This is a genomic window from Mycolicibacterium xanthum, from assembly GCF_019710635.1.
GTDB classification, from domain to species: Bacteria; Actinomycetota; Actinomycetes; order Mycobacteriales; family Mycobacteriaceae; genus Mycobacterium; species Mycobacterium xanthum.
Genome location: NZ_JAIFZS010000008.1, coordinates 137,352 through 162,490, shown reverse-complemented (window position 1 = coordinate 162,490; position 25,139 = coordinate 137,352). Strand labels below are relative to the sequence as shown.

At 69.2% G+C, this 25,139-nt stretch carries 26 protein-coding genes and 2 pseudogenes; 11 read left to right on the top strand and 17 right to left on the bottom strand.

The window, feature by feature from the left end; translation table 11 throughout:
* The first annotated feature begins 100 nt into the window (after positions 1–100).
* Genes JDV09_RS05130 through JDV09_RS05115 form a run of 4 tightly spaced genes read left to right on the top strand, consistent with a single transcriptional unit; the run spans position 101 to position 3,857 of the window.
* A complete protein-coding gene (locus JDV09_RS05130) occupies positions 101–1,489 on the top strand; it encodes an MBL fold metallo-hydrolase (RefSeq protein WP_221368026.1) in 1,389 nt (462 codons plus the stop codon).
* Positions 1,486–2,682: an NAD(P)/FAD-dependent oxidoreductase gene (locus JDV09_RS05125; protein WP_221368025.1), complete on the top strand. Its 1,197-nt coding sequence runs from the start codon at positions 1,486–1,488 to the stop codon at positions 2,680–2,682. The genes JDV09_RS05130 and JDV09_RS05125 overlap by 4 nt, the downstream gene beginning before the upstream one ends.
* A 2-nt stretch (positions 2,683–2,684) precedes the next feature.
* Positions 2,685–3,545, top strand: coding sequence for a sulfite exporter TauE/SafE family protein (locus JDV09_RS05120; protein WP_221368024.1), 861 nt, complete (start codon positions 2,685–2,687; stop codon positions 3,543–3,545).
* A gap of 39 nt (positions 3,546–3,584) precedes the next feature.
* Entirely contained in the window at positions 3,585–3,857 is a 273-nt protein-coding gene (locus JDV09_RS05115) for a metal-sensitive transcriptional regulator (RefSeq protein WP_221368023.1), read from the top strand.
* Here JDV09_RS05115 and JDV09_RS26555 read toward each other — a convergent pair.
* From JDV09_RS26555 to JDV09_RS05105, 4 genes and pseudogenes are all read right to left on the bottom strand, one after another.
* Positions 3,858–3,977 (bottom strand): annotated as a pseudogene (locus JDV09_RS26555) (sulfate/molybdate ABC transporter ATP-binding protein); the annotation flags it as partial. It abuts the gene before it with no gap.
* A 62-nt stretch (positions 3,978–4,039) separates the two neighbouring features.
* The gene (locus JDV09_RS05110) at positions 4,040–5,071 is read right to left on the bottom strand and encodes a sulfate ABC transporter substrate-binding protein (protein WP_221368022.1); all 1,032 of its coding nucleotides are present in this window, start codon (positions 5,069–5,071) and stop codon (positions 4,040–4,042) included.
* A 149-nt stretch (positions 5,072–5,220) separates the two neighbouring features.
* Positions 5,221–5,313: an Ms4533A family Cys-rich leader peptide gene (locus JDV09_RS27395; protein WP_372452845.1), complete on the bottom strand. Its 93-nt coding sequence runs from the start codon at positions 5,311–5,313 to the stop codon at positions 5,221–5,223.
* Positions 5,314–5,416: 103 nt separating this feature from the next.
* Positions 5,417–5,635, bottom strand: a complete 219-nt coding sequence (locus JDV09_RS05105; RefSeq protein WP_221368021.1) for a hypothetical protein — start codon at positions 5,633–5,635, stop codon at positions 5,417–5,419.
* 56 nt (positions 5,636–5,691) lie between these two features.
* Between JDV09_RS05105 and JDV09_RS05100 the strand changes: the two genes are divergently transcribed.
* Complete coding sequence (locus tag JDV09_RS05100; protein ID WP_221368020.1) at positions 5,692–7,695, top strand: glycoside hydrolase family 15 protein; 2,004 nt, start codon at positions 5,692–5,694, stop codon at positions 7,693–7,695.
* Between the two features lie 42 nt (positions 7,696–7,737).
* On the opposite strand, the gene JDV09_RS05095 is transcribed toward JDV09_RS05100, so the two are convergent.
* The 4 genes from JDV09_RS05095 to lepA form a co-directional block, all read right to left on the bottom strand.
* On the bottom strand, positions 7,738–8,439 hold the full coding sequence (locus JDV09_RS05095; protein ID WP_221368019.1) for a sensor domain-containing protein: 702 nt from the start codon (positions 8,437–8,439) through the stop codon (positions 7,738–7,740).
* A gap of 38 nt (positions 8,440–8,477) precedes the next feature.
* A complete protein-coding gene (locus JDV09_RS05090) occupies positions 8,478–9,218 on the bottom strand; it encodes a sensor domain-containing protein (RefSeq protein ID WP_221368228.1) in 741 nt (246 codons plus the stop codon).
* A gap of 110 nt (positions 9,219–9,328) precedes the next feature.
* Positions 9,329–10,042 carry a sensor domain-containing protein gene (locus JDV09_RS05085; RefSeq protein ID WP_308124009.1) on the bottom strand — a complete coding sequence of 238 codons (714 nt, stop codon included), beginning with the start codon at positions 10,040–10,042 and terminating at the stop codon, positions 9,329–9,331.
* Positions 10,043–10,076: 34 nt separating this feature from the next.
* Positions 10,077–11,981 carry a translation elongation factor 4 gene (lepA, locus tag JDV09_RS05080; RefSeq protein WP_255604846.1) on the bottom strand — a complete coding sequence of 635 codons (1,905 nt, stop codon included), beginning with the start codon at positions 11,979–11,981 and terminating at the stop codon, positions 10,077–10,079.
* A 91-nt stretch (positions 11,982–12,072) separates the two neighbouring features.
* On the opposite strand from lepA, the gene JDV09_RS05075 reads away from it, so the two are divergent.
* The gene (locus tag JDV09_RS05075) at positions 12,073–12,645 is read left to right on the top strand and encodes a type II toxin-antitoxin system PemK/MazF family toxin (protein ID WP_221368017.1); all 573 of its coding nucleotides are present in this window, start codon (positions 12,073–12,075) and stop codon (positions 12,643–12,645) included.
* Positions 12,646–12,649: 4 nt separating this feature from the next.
* Here the strand turns inward: JDV09_RS05075 and JDV09_RS05070 are convergent, their stop codons facing one another.
* Positions 12,650–13,252: a GNAT family N-acetyltransferase gene (locus tag JDV09_RS05070; RefSeq protein WP_308124008.1), complete on the bottom strand. Its 603-nt coding sequence runs from the start codon at positions 13,250–13,252 to the stop codon at positions 12,650–12,652.
* A 4-nt stretch (positions 13,253–13,256) separates the two neighbouring features.
* Positions 13,257–13,685 carry a CBS domain-containing protein gene (locus tag JDV09_RS05065; RefSeq protein ID WP_221368016.1) on the bottom strand — a complete coding sequence of 143 codons (429 nt, stop codon included), beginning with the start codon at positions 13,683–13,685 and terminating at the stop codon, positions 13,257–13,259.
* 113 nt (positions 13,686–13,798) lie between these two features.
* Here JDV09_RS05065 and JDV09_RS05060 point away from each other — a divergent pair, with 113 nt between their 5' ends.
* Positions 13,799–14,659 carry a ribonuclease Z gene (locus JDV09_RS05060; RefSeq protein ID WP_221368015.1) on the top strand — a complete coding sequence of 287 codons (861 nt, stop codon included), beginning with the start codon at positions 13,799–13,801 and terminating at the stop codon, positions 14,657–14,659.
* Here JDV09_RS05060 and JDV09_RS05055 read toward each other — a convergent pair.
* The 3 genes from JDV09_RS05055 to JDV09_RS05045 are packed head-to-tail and all read right to left on the bottom strand — an operon-like array spanning position 14,643 to position 18,234.
* On the bottom strand, positions 14,643–15,482 hold the full coding sequence (locus tag JDV09_RS05055; protein ID WP_221368014.1) for a transglutaminase family protein: 840 nt from the start codon (positions 15,480–15,482) through the stop codon (positions 14,643–14,645). The two genes, JDV09_RS05060 and JDV09_RS05055, sit on opposite strands and share 17 nt — an antisense overlap.
* Positions 15,483–16,457: an alpha-E domain-containing protein gene (locus JDV09_RS05050; RefSeq protein WP_221368013.1), complete on the bottom strand. Its 975-nt coding sequence runs from the start codon at positions 16,455–16,457 to the stop codon at positions 15,483–15,485.
* A gap of 13 nt (positions 16,458–16,470) precedes the next feature.
* On the bottom strand, positions 16,471–18,234 hold the full coding sequence (locus tag JDV09_RS05045) for a circularly permuted type 2 ATP-grasp protein (RefSeq protein WP_255604845.1): 1,764 nt from the start codon (positions 18,232–18,234) through the stop codon (positions 16,471–16,473).
* Positions 18,235–18,427: 193 nt separating this feature from the next.
* Between JDV09_RS05045 and rpsT the strand changes: the two genes are divergently transcribed.
* Positions 18,428–18,688, top strand: coding sequence for a 30S ribosomal protein S20 (gene rpsT, locus JDV09_RS05040; RefSeq protein WP_221368012.1), 261 nt, complete (start codon positions 18,428–18,430; stop codon positions 18,686–18,688).
* Between the two features lie 67 nt (positions 18,689–18,755).
* Here the strand turns inward: rpsT and holA are convergent, their stop codons facing one another.
* From holA to JDV09_RS05025, 3 genes are read right to left on the bottom strand one after another with little or no spacing between them, the layout of a single operon-like run.
* Positions 18,756–19,718, bottom strand: coding sequence for a DNA polymerase III subunit delta (holA, locus tag JDV09_RS05035; RefSeq protein WP_221368011.1), 963 nt, complete (start codon positions 19,716–19,718; stop codon positions 18,756–18,758).
* Positions 19,715–21,280 carry a ComEC/Rec2 family competence protein gene (locus tag JDV09_RS05030; protein WP_221368010.1) on the bottom strand — a complete coding sequence of 522 codons (1,566 nt, stop codon included), beginning with the start codon at positions 21,278–21,280 and terminating at the stop codon, positions 19,715–19,717. The genes holA and JDV09_RS05030 overlap by 4 nt, the downstream gene beginning before the upstream one ends.
* The gene (locus JDV09_RS05025; RefSeq protein WP_221368009.1) at positions 21,175–21,981 is read right to left on the bottom strand and encodes a ComEA family DNA-binding protein; all 807 of its coding nucleotides are present in this window, start codon (positions 21,979–21,981) and stop codon (positions 21,175–21,177) included. The genes JDV09_RS05030 and JDV09_RS05025 overlap by 106 nt, the downstream gene beginning before the upstream one ends.
* Positions 21,982–22,092: 111 nt before the next feature.
* Between JDV09_RS05025 and JDV09_RS05020 the strand changes: the two genes are divergently transcribed.
* From JDV09_RS05020 to JDV09_RS05010, 3 genes are read left to right on the top strand one after another with little or no spacing between them, the layout of a single operon-like run.
* Positions 22,093–22,758: a hypothetical protein gene (locus tag JDV09_RS05020; RefSeq protein WP_221368008.1), complete on the top strand. Its 666-nt coding sequence runs from the start codon at positions 22,093–22,095 to the stop codon at positions 22,756–22,758.
* On the top strand, positions 22,755–23,897 hold the full coding sequence (locus tag JDV09_RS05015; RefSeq protein WP_221368007.1) for an acyl-CoA dehydrogenase family protein: 1,143 nt from the start codon (positions 22,755–22,757) through the stop codon (positions 23,895–23,897). Before JDV09_RS05020 ends, JDV09_RS05015 begins: the two co-directional genes overlap by 4 nt.
* Positions 23,898–23,929: 32 nt before the next feature.
* The gene (locus JDV09_RS05010) at positions 23,930–24,913 is read left to right on the top strand and encodes an acyl-CoA dehydrogenase family protein (protein ID WP_221368225.1); all 984 of its coding nucleotides are present in this window, start codon (positions 23,930–23,932) and stop codon (positions 24,911–24,913) included.
* A gap of 3 nt (positions 24,914–24,916) precedes the next feature.
* On the opposite strand, the pseudogene JDV09_RS05005 reads toward JDV09_RS05010, so the two are convergent.
* Positions 24,917–25,033 (bottom strand): annotated as a pseudogene (locus JDV09_RS05005) (short-chain dehydrogenase); the annotation flags it as partial.
* Positions 25,034–25,139 lie beyond the last annotated feature (106 nt).

Below are 25,139 nucleotides of genomic sequence, written 5' to 3'. Positions count from 1 at the left end.
AAGTCACAGCACGCACCGCCTTGACGATATACCCATGGGGGTATACCGTCAGTGGTGTCCAATGAATACCCCACTGGGTATATGGGAAGGGTCAGAAACAATGAAGTTCATCCAGTACTACCTGGACTGCCTGTCGCATGCGTCCTACCTGATCGCCGATGAGGAATCCAAGCGCGCGGTGGTCGTCGACCCCCAGCGCGACGTCTCCGAGTACCTGCGCGATGCCGAAGAGCTCGGTCTGAAGATCGAGTTGGTCATCGAGACCCACTTCCACGCCGACTTCCTGTCCGGCCACCTGGAGCTCGCCGAGGCGGCCGGCGCCACCATCGTGTACTCGTCGGTGGCCGAGCCCGAGTTCGACTACATGGGTGTCGACGACGGTCAGACCTACGCGCTGGGCGGGCCCGACGGCGTCACGCTGAAGTTCCTCCACACCCCCGGTCACACCCCGGAGTCGATGAGCATCGTGGTCTACGAGCACGGCGGCGACGAGGTCCCCTACGGCGTGATGACCGGCGACACGCTGTTCATCGGCGACGTCGGCAGGCCCGACCTGCTGGCCTCGATCGGGTTCAGCCGCGACGAGTTGGCCGACATGCTCTACGACTCGCTGCACAACAAGCTGATGCCGCTGCCCGACGCCACCCGGGTGTACCCGGCGCACGGGGCCGGTTCGGCCTGCGGCAAGAACCTGTCCACCGAGCTGTGGTCCACGATGGGCGACCAGAAGGAGTGGAACTACGCCCTGCGCGCGGCCGACAAGCCGACGTTCATGGCGATGGTCACCGAGGGCCAGCCGCCGGCGCCGAGCTACTTCGTCTACGACGCGATCCTCAACCGGAAGGACCGCGAGTTGCTCGACGAGACGAAGATGCCGCAAGCGATGACCTACCAACAGGCGCTCGACGCCGTGGCCGGTGGCGCCATCCTGGTCGACGGCCGCGGACCCGACGAGTTCGCCCAGGGCCACCTGCGCGGCGCGGTCAACATCGGCCTGGAGGGCCGCTACGCCGAGTTCGCCGGATCGGTGGTCAAGCCGGACGTCGACATCGTGCTGATGACCGACGACGGCCAGGAGCTCGAGGGCAAGAACCGGTTGGCCCGCATCGGGTTCGACAACGTGATCGGCTATCTGGCCGAGCCCGAGAAGGTCATGTTCACCCACATCGACCAGGTCGAGGTCGCATCCCGGTTGTCCGCCAAGCAATTCGGTGAGCGCGCCGCCGACGTCAGCGGTCTGCAGATCGTCGACGTGCGCAACCCGGGCGAGGCGGCGGCGGGCATGATCCCGGGCGCGGTCAACATCCCGGTCGGCCAGCTGCCGGACCGCATCGGCGAGCTGGACGCCAACGCGCCGACGGTCGTGTACTGCGCCGGTGGCTACCGGTCCTCGGTGGCGGCCAGCCTGCTGCGCAATCGCGGGTTCGGCGACGTCAGCGATATCCTGGGCGGGTACAACGCATGGGATGAGGTGACACAGAAGTCATGACCGAACATCACAAGATACTGATCATCGGGGGCGGCACGGCGGGCATCACCGTCGCGGCCCGGCTGCTGCGCAAGGGCCACCGCGACGTCGCCGTCATCGAGCCGTCGAATGTGCACTACTACCAACCGCTGTGGACGCTCGTCGGTGGAGGCCAGGCCAAGGCCTCCACCACCGAGCGGACCGAATCCTCGGTGATGCCCGACGGCGCCACCTGGATCCGCAACGCCGCATCGGCCGTCGCCCCGGACACCAACACGGTGACCTGTGAAGACGGGGCGACGTATTCCTACGACGCGCTGGTGGTCTGTCCGGGAATCCAATTGGACTGGGATCGCATCGACGGCGTGACCGACACCCTCGGCCGCGACGGGGTGTCGTCGAACTACCGCTTCGACCTGGCGCCGCGCACCTGGGAGTTCATCAAGAACCTCAGGTCGGGCACCGCGGTGTTCACCATGCCCTCGGGACCCATCAAGTGTGCGGGGGCACCGCAGAAGATCGCGTACCTGGCCTCCGACTACTGGCGCAAGCAGGGTGTGCTGGACAAGATCGACGTGCACCTGGTGGTACCGACGCCACGCATCTTCGGCATCCCGGCCATCGCCGACAACCTGGACAAGGTGATCGCCGATTACGGGATCCACCTGCACACCGCCACCGAGGTGACGTCCATCGACGCCGCCGGCCACAAGGTGACGCTCAGCGCCTTAGCCGAGGGCGGCGAGGACGACACGTTGCCCTACGACGTGCTCCACGTGGTTCCGCATCAGTCGGCGCCGGACTGGATCAAGGCCTCACCACTGTCCACCGGGGAAGCCGGCGGCTACGTCGAGATCGACAAGCACACGATGCAGCACGTGCGGTATCCGAACGTGTTCGCACTCGGCGACGCGGGTTCCTCGCCGAACTCCAAGACCGGCGCGGCGATCCGCAAGCAGGCACCGGTGGTCGTCGAGAACATCGACGCGTTCCTGGCCGGCCGCCCGCTCACGGGGAGCTACGACGGCTACGCGTCGTGCCCGATCGTGACGTCGTCGCACGACATGCTGCTGGCCGAGTTCGACTACGACTTCAACCTCAAACCGTCTGTGCCGCTTCTGGATCCGACCAAGCCGCACCGGTCGTACTGGTACATGAAGAAGTACGGGCTGCCGGCGATGTACTGGAACCTGATGCTCAAGGGCCTGGCCTAGCCGTGGTGGTGGCGACCGTCCTACTGGCCACGCTGGTAGGGCTGTCGCTGGGCCTGCTGGGAGGCGGCGGCTCCATCCTGATGGTGCCGCTGCTGGCCTATGTCGCGGGGCTGAACGCCGCACACGCGATCGCCACGTCACTGCTGGTCGTCGGGGTGACCAGCGCGGTCGGCGCCATCACGCACGCCAGGGTCGGCCGGGTGGCGTGGCGCACCGGGCTGGTGTTCGGCGCGGCGGCGATGGCGGGCGCCTACGGGGGCGGACTGGTCAGCCAGTTCGTCCCCGGCCCCGCACTGCTGGTCGGCTTCGCCGTGGTGATGATCGCCGCGTCGATCGCCATGCTGCGGGGGCGCCGCGAACCGCCGCAGCCCGTCGCCGAAGAGCCGCGCGCCACACCGGTGCTCAGGGTCCTGACCCAGGGGTTGGCGATCGGACTGGTCACCGGCCTGGTCGGGGCGGGCGGCGGGTTCCTCGTCGTGCCGGCACTGACGCTGTTGGCCGGGCTGACCATGCCGGTCGCGGTGGGCACATCGCTGGTGGTGATCGCGATGAGCTCGTTCGCCGGGTTGGCCGGACACCTGACCACCGGACAGATCGACTGGAGATTGGCGGCGATGGTCACCGTGGCGGCGGTGATCGGCGCCCTGCTGGGCACCCGGCTGACCGCGCTGGTCAACCCGGACGCCCTACGGCAGGTCTTCGGCTGGTTCGTGCTGGCGATGGCGTCGGTGGTGCTGGCCGAGGAGATCCACCCCGTCGTCGGGCTGGTCAGCGCCACTCTTACCGCGGTGGGCGGCATGATGTATCTGTCGTGCCGGAAGGGATTCTTCTGCCCGTTCCGCGCGTTATACCCCCGTGGGTAAAATCGTGCCCACCCGAGCCCTATCCGAAAAGGAGCCATCATGGTCGGTGACCAGGAGAGCATCAACGCGGTCCTCAACCGGCTCCGCCGGGCCCAGGGACAGTTGGCCGGCGTGATCTCGATGATCGAGCAGGGCCGCGAATGCAAGGACGTGGTGACCCAGCTCGCCGCGGTGTCCCGCGCACTGGACCGCGCCGGATTCAAGATCGTCGCGACCGGGCTGCGCGAGTGCATGGTCACCGACGAGAACGACGACACCCCGCGTGAGATGAGCATCGACGAGCTGGAGAAGCTCTTCCTCACGCTGGCCTGACCCCGGCAGCGTGGGCACCCGGGTGGCGGGCACATCAATGGTGTCCCCCTCGGCCACACCCAGCGCCTCGGCATCGCCGCGGGTTATCTGCGCGGTGAACGGCGCCCGGGTGGCCGCGTCGGCCGGCACCGACCCGCAACGCGGTGCTGCCGTACCTGCGTTCGATCAGGCTGCCGCCGTGGTCATCCGGTGGCCTGCCGGTAGACCTTGGTGATGCTTCCGCCGTCCTTGTCGAACAGCGCGGTGTCGACCTTGTCCCAGCCGCCGAGATCGTCGATCGTCCAGAGCTTCTCCGGCGCCGGGAACTTGTCGGCGAACTCGGCCAGCACCGCGGGGTCCACCGGGCGGAAGTTGGCCTCTGCCCACAACTTCTGAGCCTCCGGCGTGTACTGGAAGTTGACGAAGTCGATCGCCTGCTCCAGGTGACGGCTGGTGTTGACCACCGCCACCGGGTTCTGGATCTCGAAGGTCTGCGGCGGGTTGACGTATTCCAGGCCGAAGTTCAGCGCCTCGTTCTCGTAGGCCAGCAGCACATCACCGGAGCCCTGCCGGAACACGTCGGTGGCCTCCCGGCCGGAGCCTGGCCGCAGCTTGACGTGCTCGGTCACCAGCTTGGTCACGAAATCGATTCCGGCCTGCGGATTCTGCCCACCGTTGCTCGCCCAAGCGTAGGGCGCCAACAGGTTCCACCTGGCCGAACCCGAGCTCAGCGGGCTGGGTGTGATCACCTCGATTCCCGGCTCGAGCAGATCGCTCCAGTCCCTGATGTTCTTCGGGTTGCCCGGCCGGACCGCGATGCTGACCACCGAGCCGAACGGAATCCCCTTGGTCACTCCGGCATTCCAGTTCTCGTCGACCTTGCCGGCCTCGACCAGCCGGGTCATGTCGGGCTCGACCGAGAAGTTGACGACGTCGGCCGGCTTGCCCGCCTCCACGGCGCGGGACTGATCTCCGGACGCGCCGTAGGAGCCGGTGACGGCGCTGCCCTTGCCCTCCTCGGTGGCCGCGAACGCCGGCGCCACCTTCGACCAGCCGGGTTCGGACACGGCGTAAGCGACCAGGATGAGCGTGGTCTCGGCGTCGGAGGCGGGGCCCGGCCCGCTCACGTCGTCGCTGGCGCCACCGCCGCAGGCGGCCAGCACCGTGGCGGACAGCGCCAGGGCAGCGGCGGTGCGCCAGCGTGCCGTCCCGGATTTCACATTCGGGCGATTCATTCGATGACCTTTCAGGCGTGCGGATTCGGGGTGCAAGCCCGCGTCCGGAAAGGCCCAGAAAGGCCGGGAAGGCCCTGTCGTCGCTGAGCCGTCATCGAACGCACTGGGTCACAGCGGGCGCCGACACCAGACCGGGAACAGGCCGGCGGTCAGCGACGACAGCAGACATCGGCGACGGCGGAGAATCCCACGGCGATGAGCGCCACGATGTGGCCGCTGTTGTTGCCGGAAGCCGTGCGCACGGCGCGAAGCCTAACACCCTTCACCTCGTGACCAACCACATCAGGATCACCAGCGCGATCAACGCGATCAGCACCAGCGTCACCCTCGAACGGGGCATCCCGCTCATGCGTCGCCTCCCTCGTCGTCTCCGGCCACGTCGCCGTGGCGACGGCGCAACCGCCGCCGCAGCCGGATCCCGTTTCCCAGCGCGCCGTCGAGCAATACGGCGATGCCGTAGGCCAGGGCGAGCACCACCGGCATGACCACCGCGGTCTGCGCGACGAACGGCAGGCCGGAGAGCCACAGCTCGACTCCGTCCCACCAGCTGAGGAACCCGTCCACCCCGCCAGACTAAGCCCGAGTAGACGGGGGGTGGCCCGGCGGTCGATGATGAGCAAATGGTCGTTCAGCACACCGAGGCAACCGGGGTCGCGGTGCCCAGCGGCGAATCCGCCTTCGCCCTGCACTCGTCGGAGCCGTCCAGCAGCGCCGCGACGCTGCGTAATCCGTTCCCGCCCATCGCCGATTATGCGTTCCTGTCGGACTGCGAAACGACCTGCCTGGTTTCGTCGGCGGGTTCGGTGGAGTGGTTGTGCGTGCCCCGGCCCGACTCCCCGAGCGTGTTCGGCGCGATCCTGGACCGCGGCGCGGGGCATTTCCGGCTCGGCCCGTACGGCGTGTCGGTGCCCGCGGCGCGCCGCTATCTGCCGGGCAGCCTCATCCTGGAGACCACGTGGCAGACCCACACCGGGTGGGTCATCGTGCGCGACGCCCTGGTGATGGGCCCGTGGCACGACCTGGAGACCCGGTCACGGACCCACCGGCGCACCCCGATGGACTGGGACGCCGAGCACATCCTGCTGCGCACCGTGCGCTGCGTCAGCGGGACCGTCGAGCTGGTGATGAATTGCGAGCCGTCGTTCGACTACCACCGCACGAGCGCCACCTGGGAGTACTCGGCCCAGGCCTACGGCGAGGCCATCGCACGGGCCACCAAGAACCCCGACTCACAACCGACACTGCGGCTTACGACCAATCTGCGGATCGGGCTGGAGGGCCGTGAGGCACGCGCCCGCACCCGGCTGACCGAGGGCGACAACGTGTTCGTCGCGTTGAGCTGGTCCAAGCACCCGGCGCCGCAGACCTACGAAGAGGCCGCCGACAAGATGTGGAAGACCAGCGAGTGCTGGCGCCAGTGGATCAACGTCGGCGACTTCCCCGACCACCCGTGGCGGTCCTATCTGCAACGCAGCGCGCTGACCCTGAAGGGCCTGACCTACTCCCCGACCGGCGCGCTGCTGGCCGCGCCCACCACGTCGCTGCCGGAAACCCCGCACGGCGAACGTAACTGGGACTACCGCTATGCGTGGGTGCGCGACTCCACGTTCGCGCTGTGGGGCCTCTACACACTGGGCCTGGACCGCGAGGCCGACGACTTCTTCGCGTTCATCGCCGACGTGTCCGGCGCCAACAACGGCGAACGCCATCCGCTGCAGGTGATGTACGGGGTCGGCGGTGAACGTAGCCTGGTCGAGGAGGAGCTCAACCACCTCTCCGGTTACGACCACGCCCGCCCTGTGCGGATCGGCAACGGCGCGTACAACCAGATGCAGCACGACATCTGGGGCACCATGCTGGATTCGGTGTATCTGCACACCAAGTCGCGAGAGCAGATCCCGGAAACCCTGTGGCCGGTGCTGAAGAACCAGGTCGAGGAGGCGATCAAGCACTGGCGCGAGCCCGACCGCGGCATCTGGGAGGTCCGCGGCGAACCCCAGCACTTCACCTCCAGCAAGATCATGTGCTGGGTGGCGCTGGACCGCGGCTCGAAACTGGCCGAACTGGAGGGCGAGAAGTCCTACGCCCAGCAGTGGCGGGCGATCGCCGATGAGATCAAGGCCGACATCCTCGCCAACGGTGTGGACGCCCGCGGCGTGCTGACCCAACGCTACGGCAGCGATGCGCTCGACGCGTCACTGCTGTTGGCCGTGCTGACCCGCTTCCTACCCTCCGACGACGCGCGCATCCGCGCCACGGTGCTGGCCATCGCCGACGAACTCACCGATGACGGGCTGGTGCTGCGCTACCGCGTCGAGGAGACCGACGACGGGCTCTCCGGCGAGGAGGGCACGTTCACCATCTGCTCGTTCTGGCTGGTGTCGGCGCTGGTCGAGATCGGCGAGATCTCCCGGGCCCGGCACCTGTGCGAGCGGTTGCTGTCGTTCGCCAGCCCGCTGCACCTCTACGCCGAGGAGATCGAGCCGCGCACCGGCCGGCACCTGGGCAACTTTCCGCAGGCGTTCACCCACCTGGCGTTGATCAACGCCGTCGTGCACGTCATCCGCGCCGAGGAGGAAGCCGACAGCTCCGGGGTGTTCCAGCCCGCCAACGCGCCGATGTGACGGGCGGACCGTCCCGGGTGGCGATGCCCGGGACCGCTGGTCCTACCCGGCGACGTTCTCGATCATCGCGGTGACGATCTCGGCGGCTTCGTCGCCGATGCTGTATCCGCACGCCCAGGCCTCCGCCGTCACGTTGGCGACCAGTGACAGCGCGTGCTGACACGCCCAGCCGTCGGCACCCTCCTGGGTGCTCATCTGGGTGATCAGCGTGTCGCGGGCCTCGACCTGGTCGAGGTCCCAGGAATAGTCGCCGTCGCCCACACCGATCGCGTTGTCGGCGCAGTTCTGCCAGGTGATCGCGGAGTCGTCGAAGAAGTCCTGGGCGTTCTGCGGCCCCGGATACAGCACGACCGTCTGCTCGACCCAGTGGTCGTTGTCGTCGTTGGGCTCGCGCACCACCTGATCGCGCACCGCGATCCAGTCGGTGCCCTCGTAGACCGGTTCCTCGGCGCCGTAGACCGCGCCCAGGCAGTCGGGATCGGAGACCTCGTCGGAGTGGTCGGTCATCTCATCGAACTCGCTGGTGACCTTCATCTGGGTGGACCCCATGATGGCGTTGAGCTCACCGATGCGCAGCATCGCCCGATCCAGGTCGGATTCGTCGAGCAGGGGCACGTCCAGCGGTCCGGCACCCTGCGGGCTGACCGCGGTTCCGTCGACGGTGCTGACACAGCCCGCGAGCAGCGCCGACGCGGCGACGGCTGTTCCGAGTGCGCACAGCCGGCCGATCGGGACGCTCGTCATCAGACCATTGTCGCCCACGCCGGAAGATCGATGTGGCGTCAGCGGCCCGAATCGATCTTGTCGAGCAGCAGCGAGGCGACCTGTACCGCCCCGCGGGTGTCGCCCCGCGTGCGCGGGTCGATGAGCTCGACGTCGACGATGCAGTCCCCGGCCACGCCCAGGGCGCGCATCGCGGTGGGCGCCCCGGTGCCGGCCGACACGTGCAGCACGTCGGCGGAAACCACCCGGTCGCCGAAGTCCACGCCGGTGATCCGGCTCAGCTCACCGGCGCCCGGATCGGGATGCTGCAGGGCGACGGTCTGCCCGTTGCACCGCCGCCACTGCTCGGAGATCGTCGCGAAGAAATCCCGGGCTTCGCCGGCACTGGCCATCTGGACGATGCCGAAGAACCCCGACACCGGTGCGGCGTCGAACCCGCCGCCCGCCCAGGAGTTGCTGGCCACCGCCAACACCGGGCGGGCCCCGTAGACGGCCTGTTGCAGCCGGTAGGCGGCGCTGACGCAGTCGGCGGGGGTGGCCTGGCCGTCGCCGACGCTGCGCAGCAGCACCTCCGCGCCACCCTCGACCGCCGGACCCAGCATGCCGTCCGGGCCGGTGGCCAGGGTTTGCGCGAGCTCCGGCGCGTCGGGCAGGAACGGGGTCAGCGGGATCGCCACCGCGGGCCGGGCGGCCGGCTCGATGCGCACGACCGGGCGGTTGTCGGCGGGAACGCCGGGTGCGCCCGCGCACCCCGCCAGCACGGCGCAGACACCGGCGGCCGACGCCACCGCCCGCTTCATCGCCACGCGTCCCTCCTGTCGGCCGTGCCACTTGCGTCACACCTGGTTAGCACGTTGCGCACGGCGGTGCGCGCGATCGCGCAGTTTTGGTGGCCGGCCGGCACCGATTCCTAACGTTCTTCGGCGTTGCCGATCATCTCCGCGACCAGCTCGACGCCCTGGTCCCGGATCCGGTAGCTGCAGACGAAACCCTCGATGACGGCGGTGGACGCCGCGCCCAGCGCATGCTGGCACTCCCAGCCGTCGGAGTCGGCCATCGTCGCCATCTGGCTGATGATGCCGCCGTCGCGGACCACCTCGTGCAGCTCCCAGTCGAACCAGTCCGCCCCGTCGGACAGCGACAAGGTTCGGCCGGCGCACCTGTCCCACTCCCGGGCCGATCTCTCGAGGAACGCCTCGGCATCGTCGGCGGAGGGCAGCAGCACCACCGTCTCCTCCACCCAGTGGTCGTAGTCGTCGCCGGGCTCGCTGGCCAGCCGGGTCGCCACCGCGGTGTAGCCGGTGTCGGAGTACACCGGTTCCTCCGCGCTGAAGATCGCACCGACGCACTCCGGGTCGGAGACGTCGTCGGCGTCGTCGGTCATGTCGTCCAGCTCGTCGTCGATCTCGATGTCCTCGCTGCCCAGCAGCTCGTTGAGCTCGGCGGCGCTGAGCAGGATGTCCTCGAGATCGTCCTCCTCCAGCGGGGACAGGTTCGGCTGCGCAGCACCGCTGGGCCGCACCGCGGTGCCGTCGACGGTGGCCGTGCATCCGGCCAGCCACACCGACAGGGTGGTTACGGCCAGCGCCGCACCCACCCGTTTCCCCCGTATCAGGACCCCCACCCGTCTCATTGTCGACGACGCGTAGCGGGCGCGCTCACTTCTTGGGCTTATCGGCAGCGGACTCGGTCGACAGCGCGGCGACGAAGGCCTCCTGCGGAACGTCGACCCGGCCGATCGTCTTCATCCGCTTCTTGCCCTCCTTCTGCTTCTCCAGCAGCTTGCGCTTGCGGGTGATGTCACCGCCGTAGCACTTGGACAGCACGTCCTTGCGGATGGCACGGATGTTCTCGCGGGCGATGATCTTCGAACCGATCGCCGCCTGCACCGGGACCTCGAACTGCTGGCGCGGGATGAGCTCCTTGAGCTTGGTGGTCATCTTGTTGCCGTAGGCCGCCGCCGAGTCCTTGTGGACGATCGCGCTGAACGCGTCGACGGCCTCGCCCTGCAGCAGGATGTCGACCTTGACCAGCTGGGCCTCCTGCTCGCCGGCCTCCTCGTAGTCCAAGCTGGCGTAGCCGCGGGTGCGCGACTTCAGCGAGTCGAAGAAGTCGAAGATGATCTCGCCCAGCGGCATCGTGTAGCGCAGCTCGACGCGCTCGGGCGACAGGTAGTCCATGCCGCCCAGCTCCCCGCGCCGGGACTGGCAGAGCTCCATGATGGTGCCGATGAACTCGCTCGGCGCGATGATCGTCGTCTTCACCACCGGCTCGAACACGGTGCGCACCTTGCCCTCGGGCCAGTCCGACGGGTTGGTGACGATGAGATCCGAGCCATCGGCTGCGCCTTCCACGACCACGCGGTAGACGACGTTCGGCGACGTCGAGATCAGGTCGAGGTCGAACTCGCGTTCCAGGCGCTCCCGGGTGATCTCCATGTGCAGCAGACCCAGGAAGCCGCACCGGAAGCCGAAGCCGAGCGCGACCGACGTCTCCGGCTCGTAGGTCAGCGCGGCATCGTTGAGCTGCAGTTTGTCCAGGGCGTCGCGCAGGTCTGGGTAGTCGGACCCGTCCACCGGGTACAGCCCCGAGTACACCATCGGCTTGGGCTCCCGGTAGCCGGTCAGCGGGTCGGTGGCGCCGTGGCGCGCGGTGGTGACCGTGTCACCGACCTTGGACTGGCGGACGTCCTTCACGCCGGTGATCAGGTAGCCCACCTCGCCGACACCGAGCCCGTCGGATGCCTTGGGTTCCGGCGAGACGATGCCGACCTCGAGCAGCTCGTGGGTGGCGCCGGTGGACATCATCTTGATCCGCTCGCGCGGCACGATCCGGCCGTCGACCACCCGGATGTAGGTGACCACGCCGCGGTAGGTGTCGTAGACCGAGTCGAAGATCATCGCGCGGGCCGGGGCGTCGGCGTCGCCGGTGGGCGGCGGTACCTGACGCACCACCTCGTCGAGCAGTTCGGCGACGCCCTCCCCGGTCTTGCCGGACACCCGCAGCACGTCGGACGGCTCGCACCCGATGATGTGGGCGATCTCACCGGCGTAGCGGTCCGGGTCGGCGGCCGGCAGGTCGATCTTGTTGAGCACTGGGATGATCGTCAGGTCGCGGTCCAGCGCCAGGTACAGGTTGGCCAGCGTCTGGGCCTCGATGCCCTGGGCCGCGTCGACCAGCAAAACCGCACCCTCGCAGGCCTCCAGCGCGCGGGACACCTCGTAGGTGAAGTCCACGTGACCGGGGGTGTCGATCAGGTGCAGCACGTAGTCCTGTGTCGCGTCCTGCGGCGACGCGCCCGTGACGCGCCAGGGCAGCCGCACGTTCTGCGCCTTGATGGTGATCCCGCGTTCGCGCTCGATGTCCATCCGGTCGAGGTACTGGGCGCGCATCGACCGCTCGTCGACCACACCGGTGAGCTGCAGCATCCGGTCGGCCAGCGTGGACTTTCCGTGGTCGATGTGGGCGATGATGCAGAAGTTCCGAATCTGCGCCGGCGGTGTGAAGGTCTTGTCGGCGAAACTGCTGATGGGAATCTCCTGGTGAGCGGGGGCCGTCGGCATCGAAAGGGCGGTGACGGGCTCTTCAAGAGTATCGAGCCGGGGCCGCTGCGACACAATCGAGCCCGCCGCCGAGCGCCTATGCTTGGCCGGTATGGCGTCGTCGTCATGGAATTTGAAGTCGTTCCAGCGCTTCCTGCTGAAGAACACCGAGAACCTGGTGTTCAACGAGGCCCCGAAACTGCTCCAGCAGGGCATCCGGATCGGTCTCGACGTGCTGGCCGGATCCCCGGCCGGTCCCCCGCTGGCGCTGCCCGCGGGGCGTCCCGTGTCGAGCAACTTCGTCCCGACCGCGCACCGGGCCCGCCGGGTCAGCTACGCCCCCGACCTGGACGGCCGGGCCGATCCGGGCGAGATCGTCTGGACCTGGGTGGTCTACGAGGACGATCCGAACCGCGGCAAGGACCGGCCGGTGCTGGTCGTCGGCCGCGACAGCAGCACGCTGCTGGGGCTGATGCTGTCCAGCCAGGACCATCACCGCCACGACCCGGACTGGATCGGCATCGGGACCGGCAGCTGGGACTACGAGGGCCGGGCCAGCTGGGTGCGCCTGGACCGGGTGCTCGACGTGCCCGAGGAGGGCATCCGCCGCGAGGGCGCGATCCTGGACCGGGACATGTTCGACGTGGTGGCGGCCCGGCTGCGCGCCGAGTACTCGTGGAGCTGACCCGTCAGCCCGGCCGCCGCCACATCTGCCACATGGTCGGTCCACCGTCGGGGATGGTGATCTCACCAGTCACCTCGAACCCGAAACGCAGGTAGTAACCCACATTGGACTCCTTGGTGGATTCCAGATAGCTGGGCGCACCCTCGGCGTCACAGCGCTGCAGCCGCGACTCCATCAACGCACGGCCGTAACCCGCCCCCCGCACGTCGGGGTCGCTGCCGATGACGGCCAGATACCAGTGCGGCTCCTCGGGGTGATGCCGCTTCATCAGCTCCGAAACCGTCAGCCCCCGACCGACGCGGTGGCCCAGCGCGAGCAGGAACGGCGGCATCATCCGCAGCTGCTCGGCCTGCGACTGCCTCCACCGGCCGGGCGGGTCCCACAGGGCCGCCGCACCCACCTCGCCGGCGATCTCGACGCCCCCGCCGACCAGAAAGTGGTGGCGCACCATCGTCGAGAAGACCCGGGGCAACGTGCTGGCCCGGCGCGCGTCGTCGGGCAGAATCCACATCATCACCGGGTCGTCGAAGAAGGCGCGACCGAGCACGCGCGACAGCCCCCGCACGTCCGGGCGCTGCGCGAACCGGACGGCGATGTCGCCCGCCACCCGGTCAGCCCTGGGTGATGTAGGCCTGGAGCTGCTGCTGTTCGCGCTCGAGCTCCTCCATCCGGGTCTTCACCACGTCACCGATGCTGACGATGCCGGCCAGCCGACCCTCCACCACCACCGGCACGTGCCGGACCCGGTTGCGGGTCATCAGCGCGCTGAGACTGTCCACCGAGTCGTCCGGGGTGCAGGTCGCGACCAGCGTCGTCATGATCTCCGAGACCGGACGGCGCAACAGTTCGGCGCCCAGCTCGTGCAGCTTGCGCACCACATCGCGCTCGGACACGATGCCCTGCAACCCATCCGGCGAGATCACCACCATCGCGCCGATGTTGTTCATCGTCAGCTCGGTCAGCAGCCCGGCGACCGAGGTCTCCGGGGTGATGGTCGCCACCGTGGCGCCCTTGCTCCGCAACACGTCGGATATCCGCATGGTCCTCTCCAACCCGTCGTCACTGACCGCACACTCCAGGCTAAGCAATATGTCAGCGCGCGTTCGGCGTTTTGCGCTGCCGGTCTGATCGGGCGCAGGGTTAGGTGAGAGCCATGATCGAAGTCACCCTGCTGGGCACCGGCAGTCCGATCCCCGACGCCCGTCGCGCGGGCCCGTCCACGCTCGTACGCGCCGGGGGGCAGACCTTCCTCGTCGACTGCGGCCGGGGGGTGCTGATGCGTACCGCGGCACTGGGCGTCGCGCCGAACTCGATCACCGCGCTCCTGCTGACCCATCTGCACAGTGACCACATCGCCGACCTGGGCGACGTGCTCATCAGCCGGTGGGTCTCCAACTTCGCACCCGACCTGGCGCCGCTTCCGATCATCGGGCCGCCGGGCACCGCCGAGGTGGTCGAGAACACGCTCAAGGCCTTCGGTCCGGACATCGGTTACCGCATCGCCCACCACGCCGACCTGACCACCCCGCCACCCGTGGAGGTCGAGGAGGTCACCGACGGCGTGGTCTGGGGCCGCGACGGGGTGGCCATCCGGGTAGGCCCGACCGACCACCGGCCGGTGACGCCGACCATCGGGTTCCGCATCGAGCACAGCGGCGCATCGGTGGTGCTGGCCGGTGACACCGTCCCGTGTCCGGGCCTCGACGAACTGGCCGCCGGCGCGGGGGCGTTGGTGCACACCGTGATCCGCAAGGACCTGGTCGATGCGATGCCGATGCAGCGCATCCGCGACATCTGCGACTACCACTCGACGGTGCAGCAGGCCGCGCAGACCGCGACCCGGGCCGGTGTGGGCATCCTGATCCTGACCCACTATGTGCCGCCGATCCAGCCCGGCCAGGAGGACGACTGGCGCGCGCTGGCCGCCACCGCGTTCGACCGGCAGATCGAGATCGGGGACGACCTGCACCGGGTCGAGGTGCACCCGGGCGTGTGCGCTAGGCCAACCGGGTGATCTCGACGACCACGTCCAGGTCCGTCGACCCCTCGCCGGAGTAGATGCCCTTCAGCGGCGTGACGTCCGCGTAGTCGCGGCCGACGCCGACGCTGATGTACTGCTCGTTGATCTCGGTGTCATTGGTCGGGTCGTAGTTCCACCACTCCCCGGTCCACGCCTGGATCCACGCATGACTCTGGCCGTCGACGGTGTCACCGACCTTGGCGTTGCGCTTGGGGTGCAGATAGCCCGAGACGTACCGGGACGGAATACCCATGCCGCGCAACAACATCAGCGTCAGGTGCGCGAAGTCCTGGCATACCCCCTTGCCCTCGCGCAGCGCATCGACACCCGAGGTGTGCACACCGGTGGTGCCCGGCACATAGTTGAGCTCGGCCTGCACCCAGCGCACCGCCTCGATGACGGCCTCGCTCGGGTCGTGGTACTTCGCGATGCGCCGGCCCACCCGCTCGATGCGCTTGCTCGAGGGCACGTAGTGCGTCGGCGACAGCACCTCGTCGTAGCGGTCCCGGACCGCCTCACCGGCCAGGTCGGCCCAGCCGAGCTTCTTCTTCGGGGGTTCCGGGCGATCGGTCTCCACCACCGAGGACGCCGTCACCTCCAGCTCGGTGTGCGGCGCATGCAGGTCGAACGACGTCACCGCGGTACCCCAGTAGTCGACGTAGCGGTAAGACCTTGTGGCGGGCACGGTTTCGACGCGGTTGAGGATGATGTTCTGCCGGTTGTCCGACCGCGGCGTCAGACGAGCCTCGTTGAACGAGGCCGTCACGGGCGACTTGTACGCGTAGCCCGTCGCATGCACCACGCGCATCCGCCACATCTAGATCTCTCCTTCTTCGATGACCAGCGCATTGCGGCCGGCATCGGTCCAGGCCACCCACGGTGCGGAGTGGAAGTATTGCAGGGCCAACGCCTCTCCGACGTCGAAGCAGGTCTTCTGCAGGCTGGCCAGCCGGTGTTCCAACGACTCGAGCAACACGCCGGGTTGCAGGAACTCCAGCTCGCTGCGGGCCCGGCCCAGCAACCGCTGCGCCTCCGCGGTCGCGCCGAGCCGACCGTGCGGGCGGTTCATCAGCTCGTCGAGGCTGTGCTCGGCGAGTTTGAGCGAGTAATAGATCGACCGCGGGAAAAGCCGGTCCAGCAACATGAATTCGACCACGCGGCCGGCGTCGAGCACCCCGCGGTAGGTGCGCAGATAGGTGTCGTGCGCGCCGGCGCAACGCAGCAGCGTGACCCACGCCGGGGAGGACGCACTGTCCCCGACCCGGGAGAGCACCAACCGCACCGTCATGTCCACCCGTTCCAGTGCGCGGCCGAGCACCATGAACCGGTAACCGTCGTCGCGGCTGAGCGTGGAGTCGGCCAGGCCCGCGAACATCGCCGCCCGACCCTCCACATAGGACAGGAACTCATGCGGCCCAAGGCGCTTGGCCGCACGCTCACGCTCGGCGAGTGCGTTGTAGGTGGTGTTCAGGCACTCCCAGATCTCGGCGGAGGTGACCTCGCGGGCGCCGCGGGCATTCTCACGGGCCGCCGAGATGGCCTCGACGATCGAACACCCTCCCTCGGCCTCCCGGCTGAAGGCCACGATGTCGGTCAACGACCACACATCGAGATCCTCCTCGGGCTGCTCGATTCCGAGCACCTTCAGCAGGGTGCGCGAGGCCTGGTCCGGGTCCACGCTCGAATCCTCGAGCAGCTGGTGCACCGTCACATCGAGGATCCGGGCGGTGTCGTCTGCGCGCTCGACGTAGCGGCCGATCCAGTACAGCGATTCCGCGTTACGTGCCAACATGTGTCGTCTCCGCCTACTGCTGCTGTTGCTGTTGATGTTGCTGTTGCAGTTGCTGGTTGCCGGTCTCCGGGCTCTCGGCCTTACCGTTGCGGACCGCGGCGCCGTTGCGGGCCGCAGCGCCATTGCGGGCCGACGATGTGGCCCTGCCCGAAGATGCGGCCTTGGCCGGCGCTGAAGCCTTGCCCGACGCTGCACCCTTGCCCGGGGATGCGGCCTTGCCCGACTTGGGCAGTGCGCGCACCACCTCGGCGGCGGCCAGCTCCCGGTCGGCGACCGAGGAGCGGGAGGCCAGCACCCAGGTGTCCTTCGAGCCGCCGCCCTGGCTGGAGTTGACCACCAGCGAGCCCTCCGGCAGCGCGACGCGGGTCAACCCGCCGGGCAGCACCCACACGTCGTCGCCGTCGTTGACCGCGAAGGGCCGCAGGTCGACGTGCCGCGGCGCCAGCTCGTCGCCGATCTGGGTGGGCACGGTGGACAGCTGCATGACCGGCTGGGCGATCCAACCGCGCGGGTCGGCGATGATCTTTTTCGTGATCGTCGCCAGTTCCTTCTCCGAGGCGTCCGGACCGAACACGATGCCGTAGCCGCCCGATCCCTCGACCGGCTTGATGACCAGTTCGTCGACGCGGTCGAGCACCTCCTCACGCTCATGGTCGAGCCAGCACCGGAACGTGTCGACGTTGGCCAGCAGCGGCTTCTCGCCGAGGTAGTACTCGATGATGGTCGGCACGTAGGTGTAGACCAGCTTGTCGTCACCGACGCCGTTGCCGACCGCGCTGGAGATCACCACGTTTCCGGCGCGCGCGGCGTTGAGGATCCCGGCCACCCCGAGCACCGAGTCCGGCTTGAACTGCATCGGGTCGAGGAAGTCGTCGTCGATGCGGCGGTAGATGACGTCGACCTGGCGCTCACCCTCGGTGGTGCGCATGTAGACGGTGTTGTCGCGGCAGAACAGGTCGCGGCCCTCGACCAGCTCCACACCCATCTGGCGGGCCAGTAGCGAATGCTCGAAGTAGGCCGAGTTGTACACACCCGGGGTGAGCACCACCACCGTCGGATCGGCGACGTTGTTGGCCGCGGCGTTGCGCAGCGCCCGCAGCAGGTGCGACGAGTAGTCGCCCACCGCGCGCACCCGATGGGTGGCGAACAGGTTCGGGAACACCCGCGCCATCGTGCGGCGGTTCTCCATCACATAGGAGACCCCCGACGGCGAGCGCAGGTTGTCCTCCAACACCCGGAAGTTGCCCTGGTCGTCGCGGATCAGGTCGATGCCGGCGACGTGGATGCGCACACCGTTGGGCGGCACGATCCCGACCGCCTCGCGGTGGAAGTGCTCGCAGGAGGTGATCAGCCTCCGCGGGATCACCCCGTCACGCAGGATCTCCTGCTCGCCGTAGATGTCGTCGAGATACATCTCCAGCGCCTGCACCCGCTGCCGGATGCCGCGCTCCAGCCGGGTCCATTCGGCCGCCGAGATGACGCGCGGCACCAGGTCGAGCGGGAAGGGCCGCTCCTGCCCGGACAGCGAGAAGGTGATGCCCTGGTCGATGAACGCTCGGCCCAGCGCGTCGGAGCGTGCTTCGAGGTCGGCGACATCGGAGGGAGCCAGCTCGGCATGGATGCCCTTGTAGGGACCACGGACGCTGCCCTGGCCGTCGAACATCTCGTCGAAGGCCTTGGAGTAGCTGCCGAGTGTGTTGTAACCACCGAAGATGCCGTCGTGCCGTTTCGCCGGTTTTGAGTTGCTACGTGCCGTTCGTGCCGCCTCGGTCGCCAAGTGTCTCCTGCTCCTCCCTCGCCCCGTGCTGAGCGCACGAAGCCATGCTGCAACATTTCCGCCGTTTCGGCAGGCCACTGGGCCTCGCTTTGGGAGATTCGTGACCTCGCTGGTACCCTGAACAGTCGCTGCCCACTGCGGGCGCCTACAGACTCAGAGCAACCCAGTCGAGATTTACCGAAGGAATACACGCGTGGCCAACATCAAGTCGCAGGAGAAGCGGAACCGTACCAACGAGCGCCGCCGTCTGCGGAACAAGTCGGTGAAGTCGTCGCTTCACACGGCGGCGCGTGGTTTCCGTGAGGCCGTCGAGGCGGGCGACAAGGACAAGGCCGGCGAGCTGCTGGTCGCCACCAGCCGCAAGCTGGACAAGGCCGCCAGCAAGGGTGTCATCCACAAGAACCAGGCCGCCAACCGCAAGTCGGCGCTGGCCAAGACCCTCAACAAGATCTGACGGGCTCTCCGGCGCTCAGTCGCTCACAAGCGCTCCGGCGCTCAGTCACTCACAAGCGCTCCGGCCGTCAGTCGCTCACAAGCTCCGCGACCTTGCGGACGGCGGTTTCCAACGCATAGTCGGCATCCGCGGCTGCGCCCTTGACGTCGGCGTTCAGCGCGGCCACCAGGCGCACCGCCTCGGCGACCGATTCCCGCGACCAGCGGCGAGCCTGCTTCTGCGCCTTCTGGACGCGCCACGGCGGCATTCCCAGCTCGCTCGCCAGCCGGTAGGGGTCCCCCGACAGCGGCGCGACCCGCGCGATCGTGTGCACGGCCTCGGCCAGCGCGTCGGCCAGCACCACGTGCGGTTCGCCACCCATCATCGCCCAGCGCAGCGCCTCCGCCGCGCCCGCCACATCGCCGATAACGGCACGGTCGGCGATATCGAACCCCTTCACCTCGGCCCGACCGGAGTGGTATCGGTGCACCGCGGCCGCATCGACGGCACCGCCGGTGTCGGCGACCAGCTGCGAACACGCCGAGGCGAGCTCACGGATGTCGGAGCCGACGGAATCGAGCACCGCGGTTACGGTGTCGTCGCTCACCTTCACCTTCAGGCCACGGAACTCACGGCGGACGAAGTCGGCCCGTTCGGTGGCCTTGGTGACCCGCGGGCACGGGTGCACCTGCGCTCCCAGCTTCTTGAGCTGGTCGGCCAGCGCCTTCGCCCGGCCGCTCCCGGAATGCACCACCACCAGCAGCGTGCCCTCGGGCAGATCGGCGGCGGCCGACTCGATGAGCGCGACCGCCTCCTTGCCCGCCTCGCCTGCGGACTCGAGCACCACGACGCGTTCATCGGCGAACAGTGACGGGCTGAGCAGCTCCGCGAGCTCGCTGATGCCGACCTCGCCGGCGCGCAGGCGATCGACGGGGACGTCGTGGGTGCCGGCGGCCGTACGCGCTTCCTTCAGCACCGCCGCCACGGCGCGTTCGACCAGGAGTTCCTCGTCGCCGAGAATCAGGTGTAGGCCGGCCGGTGCATCGCTCACCGCACGATGGTGTCACGCCGGCACGACAGCGCCCAATGCCACACCGCCGCCCCGACCGCCGTGACGAGGGCCACCGTGAGCACCCCGGCCCACCCCGACGGCACCGGCACCGATGCGCCGGGAAGCGCTGCCGAATGCCGCGCGACCGCCAGCAGCCACCAGACTTCGGGACCGGTGAACCGGATCAGTAAGCCGGCCCCCGCCGGCCACAGCGCAGACAGTGCCGCAGCCGCGGTTCCGATCACGGTGATCGGCGGGATCACCGGTGCCACCAACAGGTTCGCCATCACCCCCACCAGGCTGACCGACCCGGAAACGCCGGCCACCAGCGGCGCGGTGACCAGTTGAGCAGCCAGCGCAACACTGACGGCATCGGCCAGGGGGCGCGGCCAACCCCGGTCCCGGAGCCTGCGCGACCACACTGGCGCGATCAGCACCAGTGCGGCGGTGGCAGCCACCGACAGTGCGAAACCCACGTCCACCGCCAGTTCGGGCGAGACCACCATGAGCCCCAACACGGTCGCGGCCAGCGCGGGCAGCGCCTGGCGACGGCGATGCGACAGCACGGCCAGCAGTGCGATCGCTCCCATCGCGGCGGCCCGCAGCACGCTGGGCGACGGTTGCACGACCACCACGAAGCCCGCCAACGCGACCGCGGCCAGCCCGACCGCGGCTCGCGGCCCCACCAGGGCCGCAGTCAGCATCACCGCACCACACACGATCGTCACGTTGGCGCCCGACACCGCGGTCAAGTGGGTCAGACCCGCCCTCCGGAACTCCGCGGTGGTGTGCGCCGGCACCGTGGAGGTGTCCCCGAGCACCAGTGCGGGCAGTACCGCCGCCTGCTCGGCGGGCAGCACGAGACGCGACACCTGCGCAAACGAGGCGCGAACATGCTGGGCCGCCCGCTGGACCGGTGCCGGCTCTCCGGCACGTGGCGGCCCCCTGGCAGTCAGCACCGCCACCGACAGGTCCCGCCGGCGCGGCGTGGCGACCCGTGCGCGGAACGCCAGCGGCTGCCCCGCGGCCGCCCCCACATAGTCCGAACCCGAAGCGAAAACGATGACCCGGCCGAAGGATTCGGCTCCATCGAGCCGCAACAGCACCGCCCGGAACATCACCCGCCCACCGTCGAGCACCCGAGGGCTCTCCGTCGGCGAGACCACCACCGATGTCGAGGCGCCGAGGTACCCGGTCGCCGGGTGGTGGCGCACCTGCTCGGCGCGCAGGCCGATGGCGACGGCGAAGCCGCCGGCCACCACCGCGACCGCCGCCACCCCGGTGGCCAGAGCCCGATGACCGCCGAACCGGCCCAAGCTGCACCGCCCCAGGACCGAGCAGGCCACCACCGACACCACGGCCGCCACGGCGGCCCCGGGCGATTCCCACACGATCCCGGCGGCGGTCACCGCCCAGGCGGCCAATGCCGCCGGCACCAGACGCGCGTCGTGCACGTTCAGACCCGCACCAGGTCGCGCAGTTTGTCCAGCCGCGCCGGGCCGATCCCGTCCACGTCGCCGAGTTGGTCGACGCTGGCGAACCGACCGTTGGCCTCGCGCCATGCCACGATCGCGGCCGCCGTCACCGGCCCGACGCCGGGCAGGGTGTCCAACTCCGCGGCGGTGGCCGCGTTCAGGTCGACCAGATCCCGTGGCGCCGCGGACGGGGCGGCCGTCACGCCGGGGGTCGCGGCGGTGCCGGACACCACCGAACTGCCCATCTCGGTCGGCTGCCCGGGCGGCACACCGATGCCGACCACGATCTGCTCGCCGTCGGCGACCCTGCGCGCCATGTTCAGGCCCAACACGTCGGCCCCGTCCAGAACACCACCCGCCGCGGCCAGGGCGTCGGCGATGCGGGCCCCAGGCTCGAGGGTGACCAGCCCCGGGGTGTGCACCAGCCCGACGACGCTGACGACCAGCGGGGCCGAGTCTTCCGGTGCAGCCGGCTCCGGAGCCGCCGACGAGACCATCTCGACCGGTGGGAGTTTCGCCGACACCACCGCCGGCGGCCGGTCTCCGAGCAGCGTGACCACCGTGACCAGCACCGCCAGCGCACCGATGGTGCCCAGTGCCAGCACACCGGCGCGCCCGGGATCGGCCCGGATCCGCGCCAGCAGTCCCGCGGCACCGCCGGATGCGGGTTCGGGCAGCCACCGCGACAGCGACGCATCCGGACGATCGTCACCCTCGTCGGGATCGGCTTCGGATTCTGCCGCGCCCAGGCGCCGGCGCAGCCGTTCAGCGGGTATCTCGGTGGCCATGGCGCCGACGCTATTGCGCCGCTCCGACGCCACCTGCCGCTACGCCGCCAGTTCCCCGCCACCTGTGGATGAACCCAGAATTGGGGATCGCGGTGGTTACGATGACCACGTATGAACCGTCGAGCCCCGTTGATCGCAGGTGTGGCGTTCGCGGTGCTCTATGCCGGCGCGGTGCTGGCGATTCCTGCCCTCGCCGGCGGCGACCCGGCCGCGGCCCGGATCCAGGCCCTGCTGCTGGCCTTCGCGGCGCTGGCGGTGGTGGTGGTACTCGGATTCGCCAGGGACCGGCTGACAGGTCCGCCCGGACATCTGTTCATGATCGGCTCGGCGCTGCTGGTCGCCCAGCTGTGCGTGGCGATCTGGTTCACCGGGGGCGCCGACATGCGGCCCGGACAGATCACCGTGGGCACCGCGCGGGCCATCGATGACATCAGCGCGATGTGGCTGCCCGCGGCCACCATCGCCAACATCTGTGTCGCCGTACCGATCCTGTTGTCCGCCAACGAGGGTCACTTCCCACGCTGGCTGGGTATCGGTGCCGCGGTGTTCACCGTTGAGCAGCTCATCGAGACGATCACCATCATCGGCCCACCGGGCAGCTTCATCTCCCCTGGCGGGCCGATGAACCACTACCTCGGCGGTGCTCTGTCGGCTGCGTTCTTTCTCGCTCTCGGGATCGCACTCTGGCTACCGGAGGACCAATCGGCACCGCACCCCCCGCATGATCCGGCGCCGGAGCCCGTCGACGAGACCGCAGGAGAGTCAGAAGAGCCATGACGCTTGCCCGATTGGTCCCCCGCACCTCCATCGACCCGTCCACCGACTGGTTGCGCAAAGAGGTCCGCAGGTTCCTGTCCGAGCAACTCGCGGCGGGGAGCTTCACCCCGGCCGTCGATGCCTGGCTGTCCCGGTGGGACGAGGAGTTCACCGCCGCGCTGGCCGCCCGCGGCTGGCTGGGGATGACGGTGCCGGTCGGCTACGGCGGACACGGCCGGTCCTTCCTCGAGCGGTTCGTCGTCACCGAGGAACTGCTGGCCGCGGGGGCCCCGGTGGCCGCCCATTGGATCGCCGACCGCCAGATCGTGCCCTCACTGATGAAGTACGGCACCGAGATACAGAAGGCGGAGTTCCTGCCGAAGATCGTGCGGGGCGAATGCTTCTTCGGTATCGGGATGAGCGAGCCGGATTCCGGGTCCGACCTCGCCAGCGTGCGCACCCGCGCCGAGCGGGTACCCGGCGGTTGGGCGTTGACCGGCACCAAGGTGTGGACCTCCGGAGCGCATCTGTCCCACGCGTTCATCGCACTGGCCCGAACCTCCCCGCCCGACCCCGAGCACCGCCACGACGGCATGAGCCAGTTCATCGTGAATCTGCGCGGGCCCGGTGTGGACATCCGCCCGATCCGCTCGATGAACGGGGCACATCACTTCAACGAGGTGATCCTCGACGGCGTGTTCGTCCCCGACGACATGGTTTTCGGCGACATCGGTCAGGGCTGGCGGCAGGTCACCTCGGAGCTGGCGTTCGAGCGCAGCGGGCCCGAGCGTTTCCTGTCCACGTTCGTGTTGCTCGACGCCTGCGCGGAAAGGATGGTGTCACAGCAGATTCCCCGCAGCGCGGAGCTCGGCCGGCTGGTCGCCCGGATCGCGGGACTGCACCAGATGTCCTCGGCGATCGCCTCGGCCCTGGAGCGCCACGAGCCCGCCGACGTGCCCGCCGCCGTGGTCAAGGTGCTGGGCACCACCACCGAGGGCGACATCGCCGAGTTCGCCCATCTGAACGCCGATGCCACTGCCGGACAACGGTTCCGCGATCTCGCCGAGGCGGCGGTGGACCAGCGGCCGGGCTTCACCCTGCGCGGCGGAACCAACGAGATCCTGCGCGGCGTGATCGCGCGCGGATTGGGGATACGGTGAACGCGCCCGAGATCGACCCCGCACTGGCCGACATGATGGACGCGGTGTTCGCCGAATACCGCGAGTCACATCCGCCCTCGCCCCCGGTCACCCGCGACCCGGCGCTGTGGCGCCGCCTCGACGAACTCGGGCTGGTCCGGCTCACCGGACCCGAGTACGCCGGTGGGAGCGGCGCCACGTGGCATGAATCTGCCGAGCTGATATCCGCTGCGGCGCGCCACGGGGTTCGGATTCCGCTGGCCGAGCACGACCTGCTGGCCTGCTGGCTGCTCGACGCCGCCGGCGAAACCGGCGATGATGCTGCGCGCACGGTCTGTCTGCTCGACGACGACGCCGCCACCGGCGTGCCGTGGGCCTCGACCGCCGACCGCATCGTTGTCGTGTGGCCGTGTGACGGCGGCTACCGGCTGGCCGACCTCGACGCCGATGCCGTCTCGATCACGCTCGGCGCCAACATGATCGGCGAGCCGCGGGACACCGTCGTGGTGGACACCTCGTCGTTGCCGGGCGTGCCGCTGGCCCCTGCGCTGCTGTCGCAGCTGTCGCTGAAGTCCGCACTGGTCCGCTCGATCCAGGTCTGCGCGGCGCTGGACCGGGCCCTGCAACTCTGCCTCGAGCACACCACGACGCGCCGGCAGTTCGGCCGGCCGCTGTCGAAGTTCCAGGCGGTCCAGCACCAGGTCGCCGACATCGCCGCCGAGGCGGCGCTGGCCCACTCGGCCACCGAGGCCGCCGTGACCACCGCCGTGCTCACCGACTGGTCCGGCCCGCACCTGGAGTTCTTTGTCGCAGTGGCACGTTCCTGCGCCGGGCACGCCGCTTCGGTCGTTGCACGCAACGCCCACCAGGTGCACGGCGCCATCGGCACCACCGGCGAGCACCGACTGCACGAGTTCACCCGGGCCGCCCTGGCGTGGAGCTCGGAGTTCGGCTCCGTCCGGCACTGGGACGAGACCGTCACCGAGATGGCGCTGTGGGCCGGCGAGGGCCGGCTGTGGGAGCTGATCTGTCCCTGAGGATCAGCGCACCACGACCGGGCTGGGCAACCACGGGGCGCCGAACGTCTCGCGGTGCGACGGTGGCCGGCGGCCACCCTCGTCGGTGATGCCGTATCGGGCGGCCAGCTCCGCGCCGATGCGCCGTGCGCGAACAGCAGAGGAATGAGGTCGTCGGGGTCTGCCACCTTTCGACACAACGGCACGCTCAGCCCTACGCCGCAACAGCGGGATCGCCTCACTACGG

What these genes read in the sequence shown, in the direction of transcription:
- JDV09_RS05065 (WP_221368016.1), bottom strand. Translation starts at nt 13,685, where the DNA reads ATGCGGATATCCGACGTGTTGCGGAGCAAGGGCGCCACGGTGGCGACC.
- JDV09_RS05025 (WP_221368009.1), bottom strand. Translation starts at nt 21,981, where the DNA reads ATGGCCACCGAGATACCCGCTGAACGGCTGCGCCGGCGCCTGGGCGCG.
- JDV09_RS05015 (WP_221368007.1), top strand. Translation starts at nt 22,755, where the DNA reads ATGACGCTTGCCCGATTGGTCCCCCGCACCTCCATCGACCCGTCCACC.
- JDV09_RS05100 (WP_221368020.1), top strand. Translation starts at nt 5,692, where the DNA reads ATGGTCGTTCAGCACACCGAGGCAACCGGGGTCGCGGTGCCCAGCGGC.
- JDV09_RS05030 (WP_221368010.1), bottom strand. Translation starts at nt 21,280, where the DNA reads ATGGCGCGAGGCCAACGGTCGGTTCGCCAGCGTCGACCAACTCGGCGA.
- JDV09_RS05090 (WP_221368228.1), bottom strand. Translation starts at nt 9,218, where the DNA reads ATGAAGCGGGCGGTGGCGTCGGCCGCCGGTGTCTGCGCCGTGCTGGCG.
- JDV09_RS05125 (WP_221368025.1), top strand. Translation starts at nt 1,486, where the DNA reads ATGACCGAACATCACAAGATACTGATCATCGGGGGCGGCACGGCGGGC.
- JDV09_RS05130 (WP_221368026.1), top strand. Translation starts at nt 101, where the DNA reads ATGAAGTTCATCCAGTACTACCTGGACTGCCTGTCGCATGCGTCCTAC.
- JDV09_RS05075 (WP_221368017.1), top strand. Translation starts at nt 12,073, where the DNA reads ATGGCGTCGTCGTCATGGAATTTGAAGTCGTTCCAGCGCTTCCTGCTG.
- JDV09_RS05110 (WP_221368022.1), bottom strand. Translation starts at nt 5,071, where the DNA reads ATGAATCGCCCGAATGTGAAATCCGGGACGGCACGCTGGCGCACCGCC.
- lepA (WP_255604846.1), bottom strand. Translation starts at nt 11,981, where the DNA reads ATGCCGACGGCCCCCGCTCACCAGGAGATTCCCATCAGCAGTTTCGCC.
- JDV09_RS05095 (WP_221368019.1), bottom strand. Translation starts at nt 8,439, where the DNA reads ATGACGAGCGTCCCGATCGGCCGGCTGTGCGCACTCGGAACAGCCGTC.
- JDV09_RS05050 (WP_221368013.1), bottom strand. Translation starts at nt 16,457, where the DNA reads ATGTTGGCACGTAACGCGGAATCGCTGTACTGGATCGGCCGCTACGTC.
- JDV09_RS05060 (WP_221368015.1), top strand. Translation starts at nt 13,799, where the DNA reads ATGATCGAAGTCACCCTGCTGGGCACCGGCAGTCCGATCCCCGACGCC.
- JDV09_RS05020 (WP_221368008.1), top strand. Translation starts at nt 22,093, where the DNA reads ATGAACCGTCGAGCCCCGTTGATCGCAGGTGTGGCGTTCGCGGTGCTC.
- JDV09_RS05115 (WP_221368023.1), top strand. Translation starts at nt 3,585, where the DNA reads ATGGTCGGTGACCAGGAGAGCATCAACGCGGTCCTCAACCGGCTCCGC.
- JDV09_RS05055 (WP_221368014.1), bottom strand. Translation starts at nt 15,482, where the DNA reads ATGTGGCGGATGCGCGTGGTGCATGCGACGGGCTACGCGTACAAGTCG.
- JDV09_RS05010 (WP_221368225.1), top strand. Translation starts at nt 23,930, where the DNA reads ATGATGGACGCGGTGTTCGCCGAATACCGCGAGTCACATCCGCCCTCG.